Annotated in this window: 20 protein-coding genes; 5 read left to right on the forward strand and 15 right to left on the reverse strand. The window is 63.4% G+C overall.

Annotation, left to right across the window (positions count from 1 at the left end):
• Window positions 1-12 precede the first annotated feature (12 nt).
• Window positions 13-1029, reverse strand: a complete 1017-nt coding sequence (locus ACP15D_RS18920; protein ID WP_424958963.1) for a hydantoinase/oxoprolinase family protein — start codon at window positions 1027-1029, stop codon at window positions 13-15.
• Between the two features lie 87 nt (window positions 1030-1116).
• Here ACP15D_RS18920 and ACP15D_RS18925 point away from each other — a divergent pair, with 87 nt between their 5' ends.
• Window positions 1117-1824: a HisA/HisF-related TIM barrel protein gene (locus ACP15D_RS18925; RefSeq protein ID WP_424958964.1), complete on the forward strand. Its 708-nt coding sequence runs from the start codon at window positions 1117-1119 to the stop codon at window positions 1822-1824.
• 140 nt (window positions 1825-1964) lie between these two features.
• On the opposite strand, the gene fae is transcribed toward ACP15D_RS18925, so the two are convergent.
• From fae to ACP15D_RS18960, 7 genes are all read right to left on the reverse strand, one after another.
• Window positions 1965-2477: a formaldehyde-activating enzyme gene (fae, locus tag ACP15D_RS18930; protein WP_072376730.1), complete on the reverse strand. Its 513-nt coding sequence runs from the start codon at window positions 2475-2477 to the stop codon at window positions 1965-1967.
• Window positions 2478-2678: 201 nt separating this feature from the next.
• Window positions 2679-3542: a triphosphoribosyl-dephospho-CoA synthase gene (locus ACP15D_RS18935; protein ID WP_424958965.1), complete on the reverse strand. Its 864-nt coding sequence runs from the start codon at window positions 3540-3542 to the stop codon at window positions 2679-2681.
• Entirely contained in the window at window positions 3530-4498 is a 969-nt protein-coding gene (locus tag ACP15D_RS18940) for an ATP-grasp domain-containing protein (protein ID WP_424958966.1), read from the reverse strand. Before ACP15D_RS18940 ends, ACP15D_RS18935 begins: the two co-directional genes overlap by 13 nt.
• Window positions 4464-5435 carry a methenyltetrahydromethanopterin cyclohydrolase gene (mch, locus tag ACP15D_RS18945; protein WP_424958967.1) on the reverse strand — a complete coding sequence of 324 codons (972 nt, stop codon included), beginning with the start codon at window positions 5433-5435 and terminating at the stop codon, window positions 4464-4466. The genes ACP15D_RS18940 and mch overlap by 35 nt, the downstream gene beginning before the upstream one ends.
• On the reverse strand, window positions 5377-6567 hold the full coding sequence (locus ACP15D_RS18950; protein ID WP_424958968.1) for an ATP-grasp domain-containing protein: 1191 nt from the start codon (window positions 6565-6567) through the stop codon (window positions 5377-5379). The genes mch and ACP15D_RS18950 overlap by 59 nt, the downstream gene beginning before the upstream one ends.
• Window positions 6564-7463: an NAD(P)-dependent methylenetetrahydromethanopterin dehydrogenase gene (locus ACP15D_RS18955; protein WP_424958969.1), complete on the reverse strand. Its 900-nt coding sequence runs from the start codon at window positions 7461-7463 to the stop codon at window positions 6564-6566. The genes ACP15D_RS18950 and ACP15D_RS18955 overlap by 4 nt, the downstream gene beginning before the upstream one ends.
• A gap of 25 nt (window positions 7464-7488) precedes the next feature.
• The gene (locus ACP15D_RS18960; protein ID WP_424958970.1) at window positions 7489-8505 is read right to left on the reverse strand and encodes a beta-ribofuranosylaminobenzene 5'-phosphate synthase family protein; all 1017 of its coding nucleotides are present in this window, start codon (window positions 8503-8505) and stop codon (window positions 7489-7491) included.
• A gap of 50 nt (window positions 8506-8555) precedes the next feature.
• On the opposite strand from ACP15D_RS18960, the gene ACP15D_RS18965 reads away from it, so the two are divergent.
• Both ACP15D_RS18965 and folK read left to right on the forward strand, forming a co-directional pair.
• Window positions 8556-8933 (forward strand): 4a-hydroxytetrahydrobiopterin dehydratase, encoded by a 378-nt coding sequence (locus tag ACP15D_RS18965; RefSeq protein ID WP_072376742.1) that lies wholly within the window; start codon window positions 8556-8558, stop codon window positions 8931-8933.
• A 128-nt stretch (window positions 8934-9061) separates the two neighbouring features.
• The gene (gene folK, locus ACP15D_RS18970; RefSeq protein WP_424958971.1) at window positions 9062-9577 is read left to right on the forward strand and encodes a 2-amino-4-hydroxy-6-hydroxymethyldihydropteridine diphosphokinase; all 516 of its coding nucleotides are present in this window, start codon (window positions 9062-9064) and stop codon (window positions 9575-9577) included.
• Window positions 9578-9593: 16 nt separating this feature from the next.
• Here folK and ACP15D_RS18975 read toward each other — a convergent pair whose 3' ends face one another.
• The 7 genes from ACP15D_RS18975 to pqqA all read right to left on the reverse strand — a co-directional run bounded on the left by ACP15D_RS18975 (window position 9594) and on the right by pqqA (window position 14088).
• Entirely contained in the window at window positions 9594-9998 is a 405-nt protein-coding gene (locus ACP15D_RS18975; protein ID WP_424958972.1) for a GNAT family N-acetyltransferase, read from the reverse strand.
• A gap of 71 nt (window positions 9999-10069) precedes the next feature.
• Entirely contained in the window at window positions 10070-10450 is a 381-nt protein-coding gene (locus tag ACP15D_RS18980) for a c-type cytochrome (protein WP_424958973.1), read from the reverse strand.
• A gap of 169 nt (window positions 10451-10619) precedes the next feature.
• Window positions 10620-11864 carry a pyrroloquinoline quinone biosynthesis protein PqqE gene (pqqE, locus tag ACP15D_RS18985; protein WP_424958974.1) on the reverse strand — a complete coding sequence of 415 codons (1245 nt, stop codon included), beginning with the start codon at window positions 11862-11864 and terminating at the stop codon, window positions 10620-10622.
• Window positions 11861-12163, reverse strand: a complete 303-nt coding sequence (gene pqqD, locus ACP15D_RS18990) for a pyrroloquinoline quinone biosynthesis peptide chaperone PqqD (protein WP_424958975.1) — start codon at window positions 12161-12163, stop codon at window positions 11861-11863. The genes pqqE and pqqD overlap by 4 nt, the downstream gene beginning before the upstream one ends.
• The gene (pqqC, locus tag ACP15D_RS18995; RefSeq protein WP_424959278.1) at window positions 12164-12886 is read right to left on the reverse strand and encodes a pyrroloquinoline-quinone synthase PqqC; all 723 of its coding nucleotides are present in this window, start codon (window positions 12884-12886) and stop codon (window positions 12164-12166) included. It abuts the gene before it with no gap.
• Window positions 12887-12939: 53 nt separating this feature from the next.
• On the reverse strand, window positions 12940-13872 hold the full coding sequence (gene pqqB, locus ACP15D_RS19000) for a pyrroloquinoline quinone biosynthesis protein PqqB (RefSeq protein WP_424958976.1): 933 nt from the start codon (window positions 13870-13872) through the stop codon (window positions 12940-12942).
• 126 nt (window positions 13873-13998) lie between these two features.
• Window positions 13999-14088, reverse strand: coding sequence for a pyrroloquinoline quinone precursor peptide PqqA (pqqA, locus tag ACP15D_RS19005; protein ID WP_068459738.1), 90 nt, complete (start codon window positions 14086-14088; stop codon window positions 13999-14001).
• A 534-nt stretch (window positions 14089-14622) separates the two neighbouring features.
• Here pqqA and cysG point away from each other — a divergent pair.
• A complete protein-coding gene (gene cysG, locus ACP15D_RS19010) occupies window positions 14623-16077 on the forward strand; it encodes a siroheme synthase CysG (protein ID WP_424958977.1) in 1455 nt (484 codons plus the stop codon).
• A gap of 34 nt (window positions 16078-16111) precedes the next feature.
• The gene (locus ACP15D_RS19015; protein ID WP_424958978.1) at window positions 16112-17893 is read left to right on the forward strand and encodes a diflavin oxidoreductase; all 1782 of its coding nucleotides are present in this window, start codon (window positions 16112-16114) and stop codon (window positions 17891-17893) included.
• The last annotated feature ends 27 nt before the right edge of the window (window positions 17894-17920 follow it).

Raw genomic sequence — 17920 nt, forward strand, 5'->3', positions numbered from 1 at the left:
CGGTCGACACTGCTATGCAAGCAGCGCGACGGCGACCGCGGGTGCGCAGCGACTCGCCCAAGTGCGGCAGTCGTCGGTCGCCTGCGCGATCTCAGCGAAGGCGATGGCCTCGCGTCCCTCAGCCTCGGCAATCTGTGCGATCACGTCTGCGCCGACCCCGGCGGCTACGATTGGCGCTCGCGCCGGCATCCCTGCATTTGCCAGAACCTCGCCGATAGCCGCCGCGATCTCGCGTTGCTGTTGATCTGCAATCTCGCGCGCAGCGGCCTGCCAATCACCAAGTGAAGCATCGCCCGCATCCCAGCCGAAGCAGCGCGCGAAACGAGCCACGCTTTCCGTCGCTGACTTTCCCTGCCCGTCGAGCGTCGCGTGCTGGTCGACGTCATCGGGAAGCACGCCGAGCACGCGGCGGACGTCCGCCATGTTGGCGAAAACACCGGCGGCGAGCCGCTGCGTGCGCCCGCGCAGCACACCGCGTTGCGCCACGCTGCTCACGTCGGTGCGCGTTAATCCGCTGTAGACAAGCTCGCCCGTTGCCAGACGCTCGCCATCGGTGAGGCCCCGCGCAGCAATGGCCCCGTCGCGGACCGCGATGATGTCCGTCGTCGTCGAGCCCATGTCGGCGAGCAGTGCATCGGGCAACGCACGCGCAACAAGAGCTGCGCTGGCGAGAAAGTTCGTCGAGGCAACGCTGATCGGGTCGGCGCGCGCATCATCGGCGCGCCCAATCCCGCGCAATCCCATCCAGATGCGCACATCGGGACCCATCAGCGCCTGCAGCCGGTCGACGATCGCCCGGACACCGCTTGCCCGGTCTGGAAACACTTCGCACAACTCGCCCGTCATCGTCGCCGCGTGCGCGTCGGCGCGCACAACCAGATCCGCTGCCTCAGCGAGCGCCGCATCCAAGCGGTCGAGCCCCCGCCACAGCGGGCACGCGATCTGGCGCACCGCGATGGTGCGGCCATTCTCGGCCAGCGCTACCTTGAGGTGCGCCCCGCCCACGTCGTAGCCCGCTGTTATGGACATGCTATCTCCACGCGCGCGAGGCTTCTTCGCACGCGGTGCCGTGTTACACGAGGTGACCGCGGAGGCAAACTAGTGTGATGATCCTAGATGGACGTGATCCCGGTTATCGATGTTCGGCACGGCGTGGCTGTTGCGGCGGCCCGCGGTGACCGCGCGGCATATAAGCCGATTGCGACGCCGCTCGCCGAAGGCAGCGATCCGATCGCCATCGCACGAGGCTTCGCGCGCCTCTTTGCCTTTCCAATTCTCTACGTCGCCGATCTCGACGCCATCGAGGGGCGAGGGGCAAATGCGGCGCTGCCCGAACGACTCGCCAGCACGATCCCTGGGATTGCGCTCTGGGTCGACGCCGGCCTGCGCCCACACGAAGCCCGTGAAATGCTCGCGGGTTCGGACGCAGCGACGCCGATCATCGGCACCGAGAGCATCGTCGGCGAACAAGATATCGCGGCGCTTGAAGCTCTACCGCGCGATCGCTTCGTCCTGTCGCTCGATTTCAAAGGCGATCAGTTCATCGGCCCCCCGCGCATCATCGAGACCCCGGAACTCTGGCCAGATCGGCTGATCGTCATGACGCTCGCGCGCGTCGGCTCGGGCGAGGGGCCTGACCTCACGCGCATTGCCGATATCATCGCGCGAGCAAACGGGCGGCGCGTCTACGCCGCGGGTGGCGTGCGCAATCGCGCCGATATCGAAGCGTTGCACAAGGCTGGCGCGGCAGGCGTGCTCGTCGCGACCGCGCTGCACATGGGCAAAATAAAAGCCGGCGATCTCGATGAGATCGCCGGCCTTTGATGTCGTAGCACGAAGGGGAGAGCAGAACGCGCGCCGTGGGTGTTCTACCCGTTCCAACGGCCAGAAAGCAGTCTACCCAATCGCTGCAGCAGGCCCCTCTTCATAGGCGGGGCATCATCCTGCTGTGGACGGTTTCCGCTTCAAGCCTTCGCACCGAACGGATGCTGAGCCGAGTTGCGCTGAGCGGTCACTTCGGCAGCGGTCGGCTTGCCAGCGACTGCACGGGCGATCGACTCCTTAACGGCGCGATAGTTGTAGTCCTGGATCTTCGCGTCGTCGGCAGCTTCCCAGTGGATGAACACGCCGACGCAGATGAAGATGTCGTCAGCTTCAGCTGCGGGGATCACGCCCTCGGCAACCGAGTCCTGAACGGCCTTGGCGACGCCGTACTGAGCAGGTCCGAACATCTGAACGGCCTGACGGGCGTCCTTGATGGTGACCTTGTTGTACAGGATCGTGTTCGGCTTGCAGGGCAGGTTGGGAGCGATAACAGCGAGGAGGGTCGTGAAACCGTCCTTGTTGTTCGTCAGCGCGTTGCAGAACGCGACTTCAGCGGCCGAGCCGCGCGGACCCATGAGAAGGTCGATGTGAGCGACTTCGTTACCGTCGCCGACGAGCGATTCGCCGACAAGCACCTTGTTGATCTTGGCCATTTCGGGGTTTCTCCCAAGCTATAAGCACCACGAGCACCAACGCCACCCTGCCGAAAGGCCGGGCGCACCAGTTTCTGCCCAATCGAAAAGCCATCCTTCGTTTCTGCGTCCGGCGACGAAGTCGACGAACCGGTTTGCCGGATAGCGGCGCGCCATAAACGCCGCCCCTAGATAGCCTGAGGGCAATATCGAGACAAGGGGCTAAGACGAGCCGTTAAGCCCCATTGCGTCGCACACAGAAGCGACAAAAACGGTTGCTACAACGAGGTCGGCAGTCGTACCCGGATTGATGCCCTGGCGCTTCAGATCGGCATCGAATTCGAGCAATGCGGGCAATGCTTTGGCTGTCGCGACGGGCTGCCAGAGCGTTTCGAGCGCAATCGCCCGCTGACGGACATCATTGGCAACTGCTTCACCATGTTTTCGAACAATGTGGCTGTCTGCAAATTGTGCAAGATAGGCCATGTGCAGCGTCGTCACCGCCAATGACGGATCATCGCTCAGTGATTGAGCGCGGCGCAGTTCCGGCAACCCGAACTCGAAAATGTCTTGAAAGCCAGTCGTATAGTTGAGTGCGATGCGGTCGCGCTCGGCCGCCAGCGCCATCGCCTCGAGCAGGCCGATGGTCGGCGGAACGGCCACATCCTGCTCAGGTGCCGACCCTAGCCCACCGGGATGCGCCCGCCGGATCGCCGCATAAACCGAGGCGGCATCGCCCGCATCGAGATTGGCCAGCACCGCATTCAGCCGTCCGCGCAGGCCAAGCTCCAGGTTCATTGCCGCAGCAGCCGCAACCGGCGCGCACAGCAGCAGAATGCCAAGGTTCGTATTACAGCCCGCGGCCGCGAATGAGGCTTCGACGGCGCGCAGAATTCGGGTGCCGACTTTCTCGCCGCTGGCCGCGATCCATGGCGCTGCAGCTTCCGCACTGGCCTCGAATTGCGCGACCTCCATGCCGTGGCCGCCAGAATGAACATGAACATTGCCCGGCTTGAGCGCAGAAAGCTCTGCGTGGCAGGCGGCGATGAACAGCTCGGCGATCTGGTCTTCGCTCAGGCGGGGCATGGTTGCGCAGCCGTGTGCGCCCGCCGGTGTTCGGCAACCGCGTAAAGGAAATCTTCGACGATGGTCTCGGCGATGTTGATATCCGATACGCTCTGCAAACCGCGCCAGGACGGATTGCTGTTCACTTCAAGAACCATGAGACGCCCGTCAGCTCCGCGGATCAGATCGACGCCGGCATAGTCGCCACCCACAGCAGACAGCGCGCCTTGCGCCAGCGAGGCCATTTCCGCGTCAGCCAGATGCGCAATCGGCGCTGCACCCTGGTGAACGTTGGTGATCCAGCTGCCCGCCCGCCGTGCCATGGCAGCTACGACGCGCCAGCGCGTCACCAGAACCCGCCAGTCTTCGAATGTTGCGTTGGAAGAGGGCACGTAGTCCTGCAGATAATAGATGTTATCGGCTGCCTCGGGCGCCGGCAGCTCGTTCACGCTGTCGACGCGCATCAGCCCTTTGCCCTGCGACCCGAACAAGGGCTTGTAGATCAGTGGCCGCCCGGCCGCGCCTACGTAGGCATCCGCGGGTGGCAGCGTCTCGACTGTGCGCGTGCGCGGTGTCGGAATACCGGCCTTGTGCAGCAAGAACGTCGTCGCCGACTTGTCGACGCAGCGCTCGATGGCGCGCGCATCGTTCCATACGCGCACGCCGCTTTCGCGCAGCGCATGCAGGATGCCGAGGCGGAAGGTGATCTGCTCCAGCGTGCCCGCCGAAATGGACCGCACGAATACGGCATCCGGCAATACGCCGTTGAAACCAGGAATATCGATGCCGCTTTCCAGCCCGGTATCGAACGCGCACCGCGGCAGCGATGTGATGACGACATAGGCCCCGCGCGCGCGCAACGCCTCGGCGAGGCGGCGCACGTGCCAGTTGCCGCTCTCTTCCTCGAGGAAGAGAGCGATCTTCAGGCCGCTTGCGCTTTGATCAGCGGAAGCTTTTGTCGACGACGTCTGGAGCAAGTTCGCCCGCATGGAATGAGGTGCCGGTGTCGAGGTTCGAAACGATGACCTGAGCCGGGCTGAACAACATCGGATCGATTTTGTAGAAGTCGCCGCCGGCTGCCGCGAAGATATCGGCGAACGGCTCGCCGTAGGCGGCGCAGGTGCTCGAGGGAAGTTGCTTTGCAAGCTGCTCGGCCGCGTCGTTGCTGCCGCGCACGAACAACTGCACCCGGCCACCGTAGATTACGGCGTCGTTAGTGCGGCCCATGGCACGCATGAAATCGGGGATCGGCGGCGCGATCGGTGCCGTGCCGATGCCATCCTCGATGTGCTCCAGCGGGAAGTGCAATTCGTGCGCCTTGTGCAGAGCGACTTCGAGCACGCGTGCCGCGATCTGCACGCTGCCCGCGATGCAGCCCGTCGGCGCAAAAAGGATCGTCAGGTTGCTCGGCTGCACGCCGCACGCCGCCGCGATAGAACGCGCGACCGAAGCCGGCGGAGCCTTGTCGCCCTCGATGACGAGCGCCGCCTTGCTATAATGGTCGACGTAGTTGAGGTCTTTGTAGAGCGCCTCGACGCGCGAAAGGGCACGCGCCGGTCCCGAGCCGAGCGCAAAGAAGCCGCTCTCCTGCTCGGTGATCTGCCAGCCGGCATACTGGCTGCCGAGACAGGCGACGACCGGGTTCGCAGCGTGGACGGTGATGCCGAGCGGCCAGCGCTTCAGGCCGGAATCATTGTGCACCGTGACAGTGCCGAGCCCACCGAGGCAGACCTCAGCCAGCCGGCGTCCAGCTTCCAATCCGCCCGGGGCCTTCGCGCCCATGTCGATGAGCCGTTCGCCGGCTTCTCCGGTCGTAACCGCGCAACGCAGTGCGTCGGCGTCGGCCACGATTCCTTCAACGAGCTTGGCTGCGCGCGAAGAGACGCTTGGGGCCGGGCCGTTGTACTTCTGCATTGTCGTTGCGCTCCCTGTTTCGGGGCTGTCCATACAGCATCTGACCCAGTTCGTCCAAGCGCTGACGACAACTCCCTAATGCCGCATCCTGGCTCGCCCCGGAGCCATAAACCGTGGCTATCGGCCTATAGCGGGGAATGTGGGTTCCAGGGGCCGGGCGGTCCGCTGTCCAGGGCGGCAACGGCTCGTCTCCGATGTCGAGCGATCCGGGATCGGCGTAAAGAATTGCTGCAGCGCGAACGTCCATTGAAACGTTCACTTTAGGCGTCTCCCCCATCGCCGCCGCGAGATGCGCGTGGAAGAGACTTCCGCGCTCATCGTCGAACACGTCGAGCGTCGCGCCCGGCCGCGGATTGATCTCGAGCAGATAGGGGCTTTTGCCTGCGAGCAGGAAATCGAACGAGACGAGACCGGCAAGCCTCAGTGCGGCGCATAGCTTTTCAGCCGCTGATTGCATCGAAGCCGCGACATCCGTGGCTACCTCGGCCGGCCCGACCGCGCCGCCGTAGCGGTAAGGTCTCGGACCGGTTCCGACGGACCATTGCCGGCTGATGCCGATCATTTGCATGCCCCCGCCGCTCGCAACCGCAAGCACCGAGTGCGGGATGCCATCGAGCTGGCGCTGGTAATATCGCCGCGCGCCTTGCTCAGCCTCCGCTGAAGCTACGTGCGTTCCCCCGCTGCCGCCTATGCGCTTCGACAGCCATCCGGCCGGGTCGCCGGGCACGCGAAGTTGCGTTTCAGGATGTTCGATTGAGAGCTTGTCGAGCAGCGCCGCCAGCGCGCGCGGATCCTTGCAGCGCGCGATTGTCGCCGCATTGTTGCCGAGGATGCGATAGCGACGCGCCAGCACTTCGATCAGCTTCGGGCGATCTTCGAATCCCGAGCCGAGCACCAGCCCCACCGGAGGGCTCGTCGCGCGTTGGGCCAGATCGCTCAGTGCGGCGAGTGTCTGCTTGGTGCGAAATCCTATGCGCGCTGCATCTTTGACGCACAACGCATGTGCTGCGTACTCGGCAGTGTCGCTGTCGCCGAACGCGTCGGCGACAAGCGGTTCGTATCCAGCGCGCCGGGCGGAGGCTGCGAGCCCACGCCCGGCTAATGCTGCGATAAGGACGCTCCCGCTGATCAAGCGGTCAGCGTCCGCGCCAGGTCGAACGCGGCGCGGAAGTCATAGTGCACGGGCTTGTCGGACTCGAGCATGCGCTTGAAGAGGCCGGACTCCGTCTTGTACTTGATGTCGCCGATGGCGAGCGGGCCAACGCCGAGCGCGTTGGAGCCGGGCAGGGCAGCGCCGTCCATGAACAGCTCCATGCCCTCGATGCCCGCGGGCGGAACTGCGTTCACGTCGGCAGCGACGAGCAGGTTCTTCGCCTTGGCGAGATCATCGCCGGAGAGAACGCGAACGCCGGCAGCAGCGGCTGCGAACACGACTTCCGTGTCGGCGATGATCGCCTGCTTCTGCTCCAGCGTCTCACCCGACTTGGCGATGAGGTCGACGCCGAAGCGCTGCTTCGACACTTCCGCCGACTTGATCACGCGATCGACACCGCGGTGCGCAACCAGCGTCACCTCAGCGCCTTCCAGCGCTGCGATGATCGAGGAGGCGAAGCCGACGACGCCGGTGGCGCCGAACACGGCAACGCGCGTGCCTTTCCAGCCGCGATTGAACTTCGTGCGCAGCACGCGCTCGACGCACGCGACCATCGCTGCAGCCGTGGTGAACGATCCGGCAGGGTCGGCCAGAGCCGACAGACCAAACGGCGGCACCAGTGCCTTCTGCACGGCTTCCAGCATGTCGAGAGCGAGGATGGCATCCTTGCCGCCGATGAAAAAGCCCGTGCGCGTGCCATAGTTCGGCGGGCGCGAGAAGATCGCGTCCTGCGTGAGCGCGGTCACTTCCTCGAGCGTCACGTTGATGTACGGGACGATGACCTTCCAGCCGGCATCCGCCGCCATGTTCACGTCGAACGGCGACATATGCTTCTGCGGCGAGAGCATGTGCAAAATCGGAGTGGCTTCGCTCATAATCGGTCTTCCTTGGCTTCTGAACTTATGTGTTGGCGATCTTTTCGACGCTGGCGCCCCTGTTGCGCCCTTCGGCGATGAGGATTTCAAGCCCCTCGCGTCTAGCGACTTCGATGGCGGAATCATAGAGGCGGCGGGCAATTTCCTGCGATGGCGCGAATGCGAACCCCGTCGGGCCCCAGGAGCTCTGGCCGATACCCACACCGCCGGCCGCACGGAGAGCTCCGACGACGCGCCCGACGCCCGGGCTGGTCCAGGGACTACCACCCTGGGCGCCCGCAAAATGGTTGCCGACGATCTTCTGAATCTCGGTCAGCGCATCGCCGAAGGCCGCGATGTCCTCTTCCATCAAGCCGGGTGCGAGCTGCATCAGGACGAGACGGCAAATGTGCGCTGCCGCATCTGCGGGCAGAGGAGGTAGCGCCGCGAAAGCATTCGTTTCATCCTCGCCATGCACGCCTGCCGTGCTGGCATCCATCACCAGCAGCGCACGCCACGCCGGGGGAAAGTCCGCGCGCACCAGGATCGGCGGTGCACGGTCGAGTTCACCGCGCCCGCCGTCGACGATAAAGCCGCCTTGCTCGAATGCAGCCATGCCGATCGCTGATCGCGCTCCGCGATTGACCATTTCGCCAAGCCGCGAGGGAATGTGGTCGATGCCTTCGAGCGTCATCAACGCAGCACCGGCTGCCAGCGCCATCTGTGTGCCCGAGCCGAGCCCGGCGTGCGCGGGAATGGCCGAGGTGACTTTCACCTCGTAACCGGCCGGCAACTTGTAGGCATCCGCAAGCTTGCGCAGAGTTGCGAGCGCGCGCGCATGATCGGGGCCTTCACCCTTGAATGTTTGGCTGCGCTTCAAGACGAGCTCGGTGCGCGGCACGTCGACGGCGAGGCCGATGCTGCCGAACATGCGTCTCAGATCGCCGTTCAGATCCAGAAAGCCCAGATGCAGCCGCGCTGGCGCAACCACGCGCACCGCTCCCGCGTGCGCTCGTTCACGCTTGGCGGGTGCATCGGATTGCTTTGCGTCAGCCAGTGGCATTACGGTTCAACCTGTTGGTGCGGTGCCCCCGACCGGAGGAGACAGACAATATGGCGGCTGAGCGCGAAAAGCCCATGCCGGATGCTGAAGTCAATGCATGGCTGCAAAAAAACCTGCCGAAGTGGCATCTTGAGGATGGCTGGATCCGGAGGACATACAAGACGAGCGGCTGGAAGGGGACTCTGATGGTAATCAATACCGTTGGGCATCTGGCCGAAGCGGCATGGCACCATCCTGATATCACGGCCTCCTATGCCTGGGTGGAGGTGCGCCTTATGACGCACACCGCCAAGGGCATCACGCCCAAGGATCTGGAACTGGCGCAGAAGATCGAGGAAGTGGTCCACTGGCAGCCAGGTAAGTCGGGTGGCGCCCTGGAGGGAACGCCAGCCTCCGACCAGCGCTTCGCTTACATAAAATACGATTGATCTCCAAGACCCCGGTCGTCGCCCCTTTTATGGTGCAGCGGCCGGCTCGAGGGGAGCTAGGTTTGCTTGCGTCCGGCGGCCTGGCGCGATAACGAGCACGCCTTCCGCCGTCTCGCCTGCGAGCTTCAATGTCCGACCGCCCGAACCCTTCTTCAGATGTTCTTGCTGCGTTTGATTGCGTTATCGCCCTTGGGTCCAACCTGGGCGATAAGGCCGCAAACATCGACCGCGCCATCACCTTGCTGACCGATATCGGCGATGTCGTGGTCATCGCGCGCTCGCGCAACTACGCCACCGATCCTTGGGGCAAAACGGATCAGGATTGGTTCGTCAACGCTGCCGTTGCGGTTAAGACGCAGCTATCGCCGCGCGAGCTTCTGGCGCGCTGCAAGTCGATCGAGAAGGATATGGGCCGCGTCGAGACGGAGCGCTGGGGACCGCGCATTATCGACCTCGATCTTCTCGTTTACCGCGGCATTTCCATTGACGAGCCCGATCTCATTCTGCCGCACCCGCACATCGGCGCGCGCGCCTTCGTACTCGCGCCGCTGATGGACATCGCGCCGGATCTTGTCATCGCCGGAAAAAGCGTGCGCGAGATGTATGCGGATATCGATACCGCCAGCGTGCGCGTGATCGACTGAGGCCCACCTGCTCGGGTTACGCCTTTCTCGGCAGAGCCCAGCACTTCGGCATGTGCGTCATACCGATCTTTTCGTAATAGCCTTCGGCCGCTGGAGCAGCGAGCAGGATCAGCGTCGCTCCTTCGCCGGCAGCGCGATGTGTCTCCGCGATCAGGCGCTTTCCGATGCCCTGGTGCTGATAGGCAGCGTCCACAGCGAGATCGGACAGATAGCAGCAATATGCAAAGTCGGTGATCGCCCGCGATACGCCGATCAGCCGCTCGCCATCGCGCGCCGTCACGATGATGTCGGCCCCGCGCAGCATTTGATCGAGACGCGACAGATCATCTGCCGGCCGCCGCGCGGCAAGCGTCGATGCGACGAGTATCGACTGAAACTCATGTGCTGAGAGATGCGGCTCTGCTGCATATGCGATGGTCATGATCACACCCGCAAAAGCAAACGCCGCAGCACGGGGCCGCGGCGTTGCAGAATTCTTAGAAGTGACGTCGCTTAGTTCGAACCGTCAGCCTTGAACGACTCGATGTAGGCGATGATGTCGTCGCGCTGCGTCTCGTCCTTCACGCCCGGGAACAGCATCTTTGTTCCAGGGACGAGGGCCTTCGGATTCTCCAGCCACTTGTGCAGGTTCGCGTCATCCCAGGTGATGCCGGACTTCTTCAGAGCGTCCGAGTAAGCAAAGCCCTCGACCGAAGCAGCGGGGCGACCCAGCAAGCCATTCAGCTCAGGACCAACCTTGTTCTTCGCACCCGGGCCAATGGCGTGGCACGGCGCGCACTTGTTCCAGAGCTTCTTGCCGGCTTCGGCGTCCTGTGCCGAGGCAACAGCTGGCATCGCGAGCAAGCAACCCGCAGCGACAACCCACTTGAGCATCCCGTTTCTCCCTTTTCGACGTGCACACGTCGTTTGATGGCGCGCGCATATTCCAATACTCATCGTAAATCTGCCAAGTCTTTTGTGAACTTGGGCTGAACACGATGCCGCACCCCAAGTTCCCCGAGGGTGCGAGTCGGAATTTTTTGTTGCGATGCAGCGAGCGGACTTAAGCGTCGCTCGGCTCGGGCGTTTTTGCTGGTGCAGGCTTCGGCGAAGCGCCACCTGGTCGCCGATAGATAAACGCCGGCGAGGCCAAATGAGACTCCACATCTGCCACCTTTGCCCACTCCTCGTGCATCGGTGAAAGCGAGCATGCAGGGTCCGTATTCGCCGCGTCACCTGTGAGAGCAAACGCCTGACAACGGCATCCGCCGTAGTCGACCTCGCGGCGCGGACACGTGCGGCACGGCTCCTTCATCCAGCTCGTGCCGCGATACTTGTTGAATGCATCGCCATTGAGCCAGATGTCGGCGAGCGGGCGATCCTTCACGTTGTCGAACTCGAGCTGCGTGATGGATTCCGCGGCATGGCAGGGCAGCACGCGGCCTGACGGCGTAATGTTGATAATGCCCTTGCCCCAGCCGCCCATGCAGGGCTTCGGGAACTTTGCGTAGTAATCCGGCACCACGGCATCGATGACGATGATGCCCTTCAACTCTTCGCGCTTTCGCTCGACGATGCGCGCTGCTTCCATGAAGGCCTCGCGCGTCGGCATCAGCGAGGCGCGGTTCTTGAGCGCCCATGCGTAGTACTGAACGTGCGCGACCTCGACGCGGCCGGCACCAAGCGAAACCGCATAGTCGATGATCGCTTCGACGTTGTGAATGTTGTGGCGATGGATCGGCGCGTTGATGGTCAGCGGCATGCCGAGTTCACGCACCCAGCCCGCTACTTCCTTCTTCTTGGCGCTGCCGCCCTTGTAGCCGCCAATGCGGTCTGCATTCTCGGCCGCCGTGTCGATGTCCTGAATGGAGATCTGCACGTGGTCGAGGCCGCACTCCTTCAGCTTCTCCAGCCGGTCGCGCTTAAGCAGCACAGCTGCGGTGATGAGGTTGGTGTAGAGACCTGCCTCCGCCGCCGTCGTGATGATCTCTTCCAGGTCGCGGCGCGCCGTCGGCTCGCCACCCGAAAGGTGAACCTGCAGGATGCCGAGCTGCGCCGCCTGGCGCATCACCTTCTGCCACTGCTCGGTCGTCAGTTCGGTGTTGACCTTTTCCAGCTCCAGCGGATTCGAGCAGTAAGGGCACTGCAGCGGGCAGCGGTGCGTCAGCTCGGCGAGCAGGCCGATCGGAGCGCGGACTGTGCACGAAGGATCCGGCGACGGTGCGGAGGACGCATCGCAGCGCATCTCGCCCGCGTCCATCGTCACGGTCGATTCCTTGACGTGCTTCTCAGGGGCAGTTTCGTTCATGCCTTCACCACTCCCTTGTCCGCGAGGTCCTGAAGCATCGTTACGATGTCGGCCTCGATGTCCTTCCTCGGCGCGCTGTATTCTTTAGCTAAGTGATCGGCGATCTCACCAACAGTGCGCGCCCCATCACAAAGCTTCAAAACTTCGACAGCGATGGGATCAGGGTCGAACAGGCGCTCCGGCGCCAGGATGATCCAACGATCGCGTCCTGCGTCGTGGCGCATCTTGATGTAACGCGGCATGGCTGGCTTGCTCTCGGCCGATATGACCGTTCGCTGGCGTGGCGCCGTTTCGTTCATTTACGCACCCTCCGGCCGGAATGCGCCGGGAGGAATGTTTCCTTCCACGTACGCATGCTGCAGCGCATCAAGCTGCGACCACAGCACGTTGCATTTGAAACGGACGGCGTCGACGCATGCCTCCTGCTCTTCGCGCGTCTTCGCGTTCTCCAGCACGTAGCCGAGTGCGAAGTCGGCATCGCGCGGCGCCTGCGTCAGACGGCGCTTGAAGTAGGCCATCACCTTGTCATCGATGAAGTCGGGGTAGTTCTCCAGCATCCCCGCGATCCGCTCCTTGTGGATCTTGGGGGCGAACAGCTCGGTGAGCGACGAAGCGATAGCAACCGTGATCGGCTGCTCGCGCACGAAGGTGACGTAAGATTCGACGGCAAACTTCGTCGCCGGCAGCGCGCCCTTCATCGAGGTGACGTAATCGCGATCGAGGCCAAGACCGGTGGTCAGCACCAGCCAGCGCTCGATGCCGCCTTCCTCTTCGCCGAAGCCGTCGTGATCGAGAATGCGGTGCAACCATTCGCGGCGCAGCTCGCGGTCGTAGAGGCGGCTGACGAGGGCGGCATCCTTGCGCGGCACCGCGGATTGGTAGCAGTAGCGGTTCAGCGCCCACGCCTGCACCTGCGGCTTCTTCAGTTTGCCGCCATGCAGCATGTGATGAAACGGGTGCTTGTCGTGATAGCGCTCCGCGCCGACTGCCCGGATCGCGGCTTCGAACTCGCCGACCGGCATCGGGTCGACCGGCTTACGCTCGCTGTTTTTCCGCTCCAGGCTCACAGCTTCGCTCATAGGCGTACCTCCATCCCATCGTACCCGACTTCCCAACCCGCAGCATCTATGGCTTTTCGGGCGTCGGAGTTGTCGTCCAGTGCCGGGTTCGAGTTGTTTATATGAACATATACGAGCCTGCCGACACCAAGTTTCTTGAAGGCGGCGATAGACCCTGCGGGGCCTGACATACTGATGTGCCCCATCCGGGCGCCCGTTTTATTGAGCAGCCCTTGCTCGATCATTTCGTTGTCGGTGAAGAGCGTCCCGTCGAAGAAGACGGTCGAGGCGCCCTCCAGTCGCTCCGCCAGCTCATCATCTATCTCGGCGCAACCGGGAATGTAAAAGAAGGACTTCTTTTCGCTCGGATCAGTAACTTTGAGGCCGATGGTGTCGCCCTCGCGGCTGCCGTAGTTGCCGCCGGCCGAGGCATCCTCGAGATAGAGCGCAACCTTGCCCGGCACCGCGAATGCCTCGACAGTGAGGCCGAGATCAACGCCGCCGCCTTCCAGATTGAACGGCGTATCGAGCTTCATCTCGATGCGTGGCACCAGCGCTGGCGCCAGCACCTGGAACACCGAGTTGGCGTTGACTGTCGCCAGCACGCGGTCGGAAGCATACACAGAGAACGGCTGCGCCTCGCGCAGGTTGATCAGCCCGATGATGTGGTCGACATCGCCGTTGGTCAGCACCGCCGCCTTGATCGGGCTGTGGCGCAGGCCGACGCGCGGATCGGCATGCAGTGACGGCGTATTGGCGATCTGCTCGCGAAGATCCGGGGAGGCATTGAGCAACGCCCAGTTCACCCCGTCGCGGCTCACCGCCAGAGAGGACTGCGTTCTGGCCCGGAAGCCCTCGGCTCCGGCGCGCACGGAGACGCAATTGCGGCAATTGCAGTTCCACTGCGGAAAACCGCCCCCCGCAGCAGACCCCAAAACTTTGATGATCATCGAATATCGCTGGTTGCGGGCCGCACATGCTCAAGAGAGCATCAGCGCCCGAATAAAACAACGGCGGCCGAGGTATCGACCGCCGTTGTCGGAAACTCACATGGTCCGTGAGTGGATCGACAGTCGTTAGATGATGTCGATCTCAGCCGGCATGTACGAGGTAACCTCGAGGCCAACTTCCTGCTCGCGAACTGCGGGCTTCGACCAAACCTTCATGTCTTCCTCCTATTCGGCAAGATGCCGTCCAAAATTGGATGGCCCCGCCGAGGGCCCACCCACTGAAGCATGACCTTCCTGGGAGGGCCGCTTCAGTCCCGCGGATCCGGATCACGCAAGTCCGAACCGCTATAGCGGCTATAAACCACAGGGCCTGATCCGGCGGAAGTAAATCACACTCACAAACGCGTGTGATTTCCGTCATCTGGCAGCGGTGGCAAGAGCACTAGGCACCCAAGCCAGAACTGTTGCTGATCCCCATCAGGCGCGGGGTCGGAGACGTCCGCTGTTGGGTTGCTGGCCTAAAGAGAAGGCGCGCGTAGCAGCGCTGCCGGCGAAGGAATGCTTTGCCCCAATTCACCAGAAATGGAAAAATGGTTGCTTATTTCCGCCGTCTCAGCTGGCGACAATAGAAAATTCTACTTCGATCAACTATAAGAAGGGCGCCGGCGCACGGGGGAGTATGCCCCCAGGGACCGGCGCCATCCTATCGATTGGACGACGTTGGATCGCAGGCAGCGAAAGGCACGGACGTTGCGCTACTTCCCCATATTTCTCGATCTTGATGATCGCCACGTCCTTATCGTCGGTGGCGGTGAGAAGGCGCTGCAGAAGCTGCGTCTGCTGACCAAGACCACGGCGCGTCTGACGGTCGTTGCCGAAGAGGTGGAAGACGGCTTGGCGGACCTGCAGGTCCAGCGGCCGTTCACCATTCTTCGCCGCGACTTTAACGAATCCGATCTCGACGCTGCGGCGCTTGTCTTTGCCGCCAGCGATGATCCAGAACTCGACCGCCGTGTAGCCGCAGCGGCGCGTGCCAAGGGCATCCCCGTAAACGTCGTCGACGGGCCGGCCGACAGCAACTTCATCATGCCCGCCATCGTCGATCGCGACCCCGTCGTCGTCGCCATCGGCACCGAAGGCACAGCACCCATTCTTGCCCGCGAGATTAAAGCCAAGCTCGAAAGCTGGCTGCCGGCGCATTTCGGGCGCGTGGCGCAGAGCGCCGGCGCGATCCGCCAGAAGATCGGCGAGGCAATCACCGATCCGGTTCTCCGCCGTCGCACGTGGGAAACACTGCTCCAAGGGCTGTGGCGCCAATTCGTTCTCAACGGTGACCCCTCCGGTGCAGACCGTGAGCTGACGCGTCAGCTCGATGCAGCGCGCAACGAGGCAACGCCGGTCGGCAGCGTTGCGCTGATAGGCTGCGGACCGGGCGAGCCCGATCTCATCACGCTCAAGGCGCAGCAGCATTTGCAGTCGGCCGATGTTCTTGTCGTCGACCGGCTGGTCAATCCGGCCATCATGGAATATGCGCGCCGCGACGCGATCCGCATCTACGTTGGCAAGGAGCGAGAGGGCGATGCAGCCCTGCAGGACGAGATCAACCGCACTCTCGTACGCGAAGCCTTAAAGGGGCACCGCGTTGCCCGCCTGAAAGGCGGCGACGCATTCGTATTCGGTCGCGCCGCCGAAGAGATGTCGGCCGTTCGCGCCGCTGGCATTCCCGTGACTGTCGTGCCCGGTATAACGGCCGCGCACGCCTGCGCAGCCAGCGTCGGTCTGCCCGTCACGCTGCGAACCAAGGTGCGTCAGTTCACCGTCATCACCGGAGCCTCTGCGGAGGGCCCGGTCGAGGTCGACTGGTCGTCACTGGTGGCACCCGGGCAAGCTTTCGCCATTTACATGGGTGTGCGCACCGCGGAGCATTTTCGCGAGCGCCTGCTAGCAGCAGGGGCGCAGCCCGACACGCCCATCGTCATCGTTGAGAACGGCACGCTGTCGAACGAGCGTGTCGTGTCGACGCGACTGTCACTTCTTGCTCGCGCCATCGCCGACAAAGGGATAGTTGGACCCGCAATCATTTTCGTCGGTCTGGATTGGGCGAGCGCTGGGCTCACACCTCCCGAGCGCGTCGAACTCTACGAGCCGGCGGCTCAGGGTGCCGCGCCGCAGTCCATGATCAGCCAAACGCACAGCACCGCCTGATGGCGCCAAGACGAGATATGTCGAGGAGACATCCGTGACTGCCCAACCGCTGCTTCCGAAGAACGCGCCGTTCACCCCGGAAGAAATCGATGCACTCAATAGTGTCGTCGCGCGTACGACGCCGCAGCAGCGTGCTTGGCTCGCCGGCTTCTTCGCCGGTTTCGAGGCCGCGCAGACAGGCGGCCAGCCCCAGCCCGTAGCGCAGTCGAAGCCGCGCCAGCCGCTGCTGATCCTCTATGCCAGCGAGAGCGGCAACGCCGAGGCGCTGGCGATGCGTGCCAAGAAGAGCGCCCAGAAGCATGGCCTCGATGCGCGCGTGTTCGATTTCGCCGATGCGGATTTTGGCATTCTCAGCAAAGCCAAGAACATCCTCGTCTTCGCGGCCACGTGGGGCGAGGGCGATCCGCCCGGCCGCGCTGTCGATTTTTACACGGCCCTGATGAGCGACAATGCCCCGCGCATCGAGGGTGTTCGCTTTGCCGTGTTGGCGCTCGGTGACACGGCATACGCGCAGTTCTGCGCCACCGGCAAAGCAATCGATGCCCGCCTCGAAGCGCTGGGTGGCACTCGCGCATTCGACCGCATCGATCTCGACCTCGACTACGCCAAACAGGCCGCTGACTGGACCGAAAACGCTCTTGCGGAGCTGGGCCCGCCCGACGATGCCGCGGCAACCACTGTCGTGCATGTCGACTTCAAGGGCGGCTCGCATCCCGCTGACGATGATGAACCCCAGTTCACTGCCGAAAATCCACTGACCGGCGAGATCAACGCACGGGTCAATCTCAATGGCACGGGTTCGACCCGCGAGACCTGGCACATCGAGATCGCGGCCGACGCTCCCGGCTTCTCCTACCTTCCGGGTGATGCCATCGGCGTCATCCCAGAGAACGATTCCCAGCTCGCCCTAGACGTTGCCGAAGCTGTCGGCCTCGGCGCTGACGGCGACGTGGTGCGCAATCTGCGCGAGCGCTACGACGTGACGACGCTGTCGCGCGCGTTCGTTGAATCCTATTCCAAGCTGACCGGCCGCACCGATGCGGCCGCGCTCACCGACCAGAAGGCCTTTGGCGATTTCTCCGCCGATCGCCAGCTTGTGGACTTCCTTCAAACCTATCCGGAAAAGCTCAACGCAGAGCAGCTATTCTCCGTTCTGCGCCCGCTGCCGGGCCGGCTCTACTCGGTCGCCTCCAGCCCCAGGGCGCACCCCGGCGAAGCACATCTGCTGATTGGCGCGGTGCGTTGGGAGTCTCATGGCCGCAAGCGTGGCGGCGTCGCCTCCACGTACTTCGCCGACCGCCGCAAAGTCGGCGATCCAGTGCGCGTCTACATCAAGCCCAACCGCCACTTCCGCCTCCCCGAGGATGGCAACCGCCCGATCATCATGATTGGCGCCGGCACCGGCGTCGCCCCGTTTCGCGCCTTCGTGGAAGAGCGCGCAGAATTGGGCGCCAAGGGCAAAAGCTGGCTCGTATTCGGCGAGCGCAACTACACCAACGACTTCCTCTACCAGCTCGAATGGCAAGATCACCTTGCGTCGGGTTCGCTGTCGCGCATCGACGTCGCCTTCTCGCGCGATCAGCCGGAGAAGATCTACGTCCAGCAGCGCCTCTGGGAAGCGCGCGAGGATGTGCTGCGCTGGGTCGAGGATGGCGCCCACATCTACGTGTGCGGCGACGAGAAGGGCATGGGCCGCGATGTCGACGTGACGCTCTCCCGCATTCTCGCCGAAGCGGCACGCGGGGACGACGAAGCCGGCAAGGCGAAGCTGAAAGAGCTGGCCAAGGCCGGCCGCTACCAGCGCGACGTATATTGATTGAAGGCGGCGCTAGCGCCGGACCAG

Origin of the sequence: Hyphomicrobium sp. 1Nfss2.1 (assembly GCF_965243865.1) — a bacterium.
Classification (GTDB): Bacteria; Pseudomonadota; Alphaproteobacteria; order Rhizobiales; family Hyphomicrobiaceae; genus Hyphomicrobium_A.